Consider the following 477-nt stretch of genomic DNA (forward strand, 5'->3'; position numbering starts at 1 on the left):
AATTCGGAAGTGAACCCATGGTGCTTGCCGGGAATACGGTGTCGCTGCAACAAGCTGCGGCGAGTGTTAAGCAGAGTCATGGTGGGAAAGTTGTCAAAGCGGAAACACGGACTCGTGGGGGGCGACAAGTACATCACATTCGGCTGATCAATAATGGCCGGGTAAAGACCGTACTGATTGATGCAACCACGGGTCAGGAAGTTTCCCCTTAAGGGGTTAGCAATAGCGGCCCATCGGAATGGAGTAAGGAATGAAACTGCTGGTTATTGAAGATGATCTGGATCTGCGACGTCAGCTGGTGACAGCGCTGACCGATAGTGGTTATACAGTAGAAGAAGCGGAAGATGGTGAAGAGGGGCTCTATCTGGGAAATGAGTTTCCTTATGATCTGGCAATTGTTGATATCGGTTTACCTAAGCTATCCGGTGTCGAAGTGATACGCCGCTGGCGGGAAAATGATATTAATTTCCCTATTAT

2 protein-coding genes are annotated in these 477 nt (G+C 49.1%); both read left to right on the plus strand.

Going from position 1 to position 477, the window contains the following annotated elements; all coding sequences use genetic code 11:
• Positions 1 to 212: PepSY domain-containing protein (locus tag QWI17_RS08760; protein ID WP_302722143.1), on the plus strand; the 212-nt coding region annotated here is incomplete at its 5' end.
• A 38-nt stretch (positions 213 to 250) separates the two neighbouring features.
• The coding region (locus tag QWI17_RS08765; RefSeq protein WP_302722144.1) for a response regulator at positions 251 to 477 on the plus strand (227 nt) is incomplete at its 3' end.

The sequence above is a fragment of the Gilvimarinus gilvus genome, assembly GCF_030518155.1.
GTDB classification, from domain to species: Bacteria; Pseudomonadota; Gammaproteobacteria; order Pseudomonadales; family Cellvibrionaceae; genus Gilvimarinus; species Gilvimarinus gilvus.